The 3,325-nt window shown below is 34.1% G+C and carries 1 pseudogene; it reads left to right on the top strand.

Going from position 1 to position 3,325, the window contains the following annotated elements:
• Positions 1–2,459 (top strand): annotated as a pseudogene (locus ACFIJW_RS02635) (type ISP restriction/modification enzyme); the annotation flags it as partial.
• Positions 2,460–3,325 lie beyond the last annotated feature (866 nt).

Raw genomic sequence — 3,325 nt, 5'->3', positions numbered from 1 at the left:
AAAGTTCCGTGCCTCTGGCATTACCGAACCACAGGCAAGACAAAATCTTATTATCAAACTTTACGAAGATTTTTTTACCAAGGCGTTTAAGAAAACCACGGATAGGCTTGGCATTGTTTATACCCCCGTTGAAGTTGTGGATTTTATCATTCATTCTGTTGATGATGTGTTGCGTAATGAATTTGGAAAAAGCTTAGGGTCACGTGGAGTGTCTATTCTTGACCCTTTCACTGGAACGGGGACCTTTATCACAAGGCTTTTACAATCAAATCTCATAAAACCAGAGGATATGGAATATAAATACCGTTATGATATCCATGCCAATGAGATTGTTCTCTTAGCCTATTACATAGCAGCCATTAATATTGAAGCAACCTATCATGGTCTTATGAAAGGAAATTATATCCCTTTCAAACATATTGGTTTAACCGATACATTCCGGATGCTTGAAAAACAAGATCTGATGAGAGGTTTACTAGAGGAAAACAGTGAATATTTAGAACTTCAGAAAAACCTCAATATTGAAGTGATCTTTGGCAATCCTCCTTATTCAACAAAGCAAAAAAACGAAAATGATAATGCAAAAAACACACCCTATCCGATTTTAGATAAACGTATTAGTGAAACTTATGCTGCTCATTCAAAAGCAACCAATATGCAAGCAATTTATGATAGCTATATTCGTGCTATTCGCTGGGCAAGTGACCGTATTGATAATGCTGGGATAATCGGATTTGTCACAAATGCCGGTTTTATTAATGGAAGTTCTACGGACAGTCTACGAAAGTGCCTCGTTGAGNAGTTCTACGGACAGTCTACGAAAGTGCCTCGTTGAGGAATTTAGCAGCCTTTATATTTTCCATTTACGGGGTAACCAACGAACTTCTGGAGAACTTTCTCGAAAAGAAGGTGGTAAAATTTTTGGTTCTGGATCTCGAGCCCCTATAGCGATTTCCATTCTCGTAAAAAATCCAAATGCACAACAGCGTGGTAAGATATATTTTCGTAATATTGGAGACTATCTCACGAGGCAAGAAAAGCTTACAATGATTGAATCCCTTGGAAGCATTGATGGTATTACACGGAGTAAACAAGGTTGGCAAATAATTACACCGGATAAGCATGGGGATTGGATAAAGCAACGTGATGACAGTTTTAAAAAATTTTTAGCTATAGGTGTTAAAAAAGGACATGATAAAAAGCTCTTTAAAATTTATTCCTGTGGTCTAAAAACAAACCGTGATGCTTGGGCATATAACTCAAGCTATAAGATTTTAGAAAATAATATGCATAATATGATTACTTTCTATAATAGCGAAGTAGAACGTTTTAATGATGCCTATCCACATGCTGATCATAAAATACGTGCAAATGCTGTAAACAATTTCATCAATGCAGATGAGAGCAAGATTAGCTGGAGCCATAATGTTAAACAAGAATTGGTAAGAGGAAAAATTCTTAAATTCGAAGATGCATGCCTCATGCAAAGTTTATATCGCCCTTTTACACGACAGTGGCTTTATTATAATCGTACTTTCAATGAGAGAGTTTACCAAACGCCGCGTATATTCCCAATGGAGAAAGCGGTTGAAAATAAAATCATACAAGTTACAGGCATAGGAGCAATGGGAGGCTTTTCTGTGCTTATGACTACGGCTCTGCCCGATGTTCAGGTGATAGAAAATGGACAATGCTTTCCACGCTATATTTATGAAGATAGTACGGTCCCAAAAAGTAAAAGAGAGAAACAATCCCATTTATTTACGGATTCTACAGAAGAAAGTAAAACAGTTGGTTTACAGAGGCATGATGCCATTACGGATGAAGGATTAGCACATTTTAAAGCTGCTTATCCTAATGAAAAAATTACTAAGGATGATCTATTCTATTATGTTTACGGTCTACTTCATTCGGAAGATTATCGCTCTCGTTATGCTGATAACCTCTCTAAAGAACTGCCTCGTATCCCGTGTGTAAAGAGTGCTGATGACTTTTGGAAGTTCGTAACAGCAGGGCGTGAACTCGGTCATTTGCACGTGAATTATGAAACTGTAGAGCCTTATCCAGTGACCTTTAAAAAGGGTAATCCAAAACAAACAGAGATCTCTAATCCCGAAAAATTCTATTACGTGACTGAAATGAAATTTTCTGGGAATAGTAAGGAAAAGGATAAATCGACTGTTTTTTATAATAGCAATATCATCATGACAGATATTCCTCTTGAAGCTTATGAGTATATCGTTAATGGTAAACCCGCTCTTGAATGGGTTATGGAACGTCAATGTGTCAAGACTGATAAAAATAGTGGCATTGTGAATGATGCCAATCGCTATGCTGTTGAAACCGTTGGCAACCCTGCCTACCCTCTAGAGTTATTTCAGAGGGTTATTACCGTAAGTTTAGAAACCATGAAAATCGTTAAGAACTTACCAAATTTGGTATTAAAAGAAACTGAATAACTTATAAAGCATGCTCACATAATGGGTATGATAAACGCATAAGGGGTATAGAGCTTATAACCATAATCTATACCTCTTTTGTTAAGTTGATTAGATACAATCTTTAAAAGGAGTGTTTGTATGCGTTATTCTAAAAAGAAGAAACTTGCACTTTTAGATACTCTTATTTGGATTGCCTTTAAAAGATTAAACCGTAATCTAAAATGAGTGCTTTATTGTTATCAGAAGCTTTATTTAAAGAGGGTTATGTATATTCATTTTCTTATATTACTTATAGGTTTTGAATGTTTCTACCCCCCCAAACCCTTACAAAACATAGAGCATTAGTTGAATTTATAGGTTGTACTATTGATATAGGTTGTTTTTTGAAAAATTGATAAAAAATAACATATTGAAATATAATGACTTTTATTTTTTATTGAAAAATATGTAAAGGGGGGCGTAAAAAGCACCTCCAAAACTCATAACCATAATGGTCTTGATAGCATTTATTATGATTATAATCCCTTTCTTTTGAAAGGCTTTAAAAGATTATATGCTTTTCATAAGACATGTTTTAATCATTCACTAAATGATCACTTTTGTCGATTCAATGTACTGACATAAACTGACAAATATATATTTACAGTTGTATTTATTTGTTATGGCTGTTTTAATAAGTTGTATTTTGAAAAATTGATAAAACTTAACTTATTGAAATATAATGATTTTAATTTTCTCTCATTTAAAAAAAATGATATAGGTTCTAAAAAGAACTGACAAAAATGACAAAAGTTTATTAAAAGGGATTTTGCTCATCTCTATAATTATCAGTTTCTATTGAGATGTTTTCATAACAGTCTATAAATCGTAATTATCCTATTTAT

It is taken from the genome of Bartonella sp. MM97QHHN, assembly GCF_042194285.1.
Lineage (GTDB): Bacteria > Pseudomonadota > Alphaproteobacteria > Rhizobiales > Rhizobiaceae > Bartonella.
Note: the sequence above shows the minus strand (reverse complement) of the source record. Positions and strands in the feature narration are given on the sequence as shown.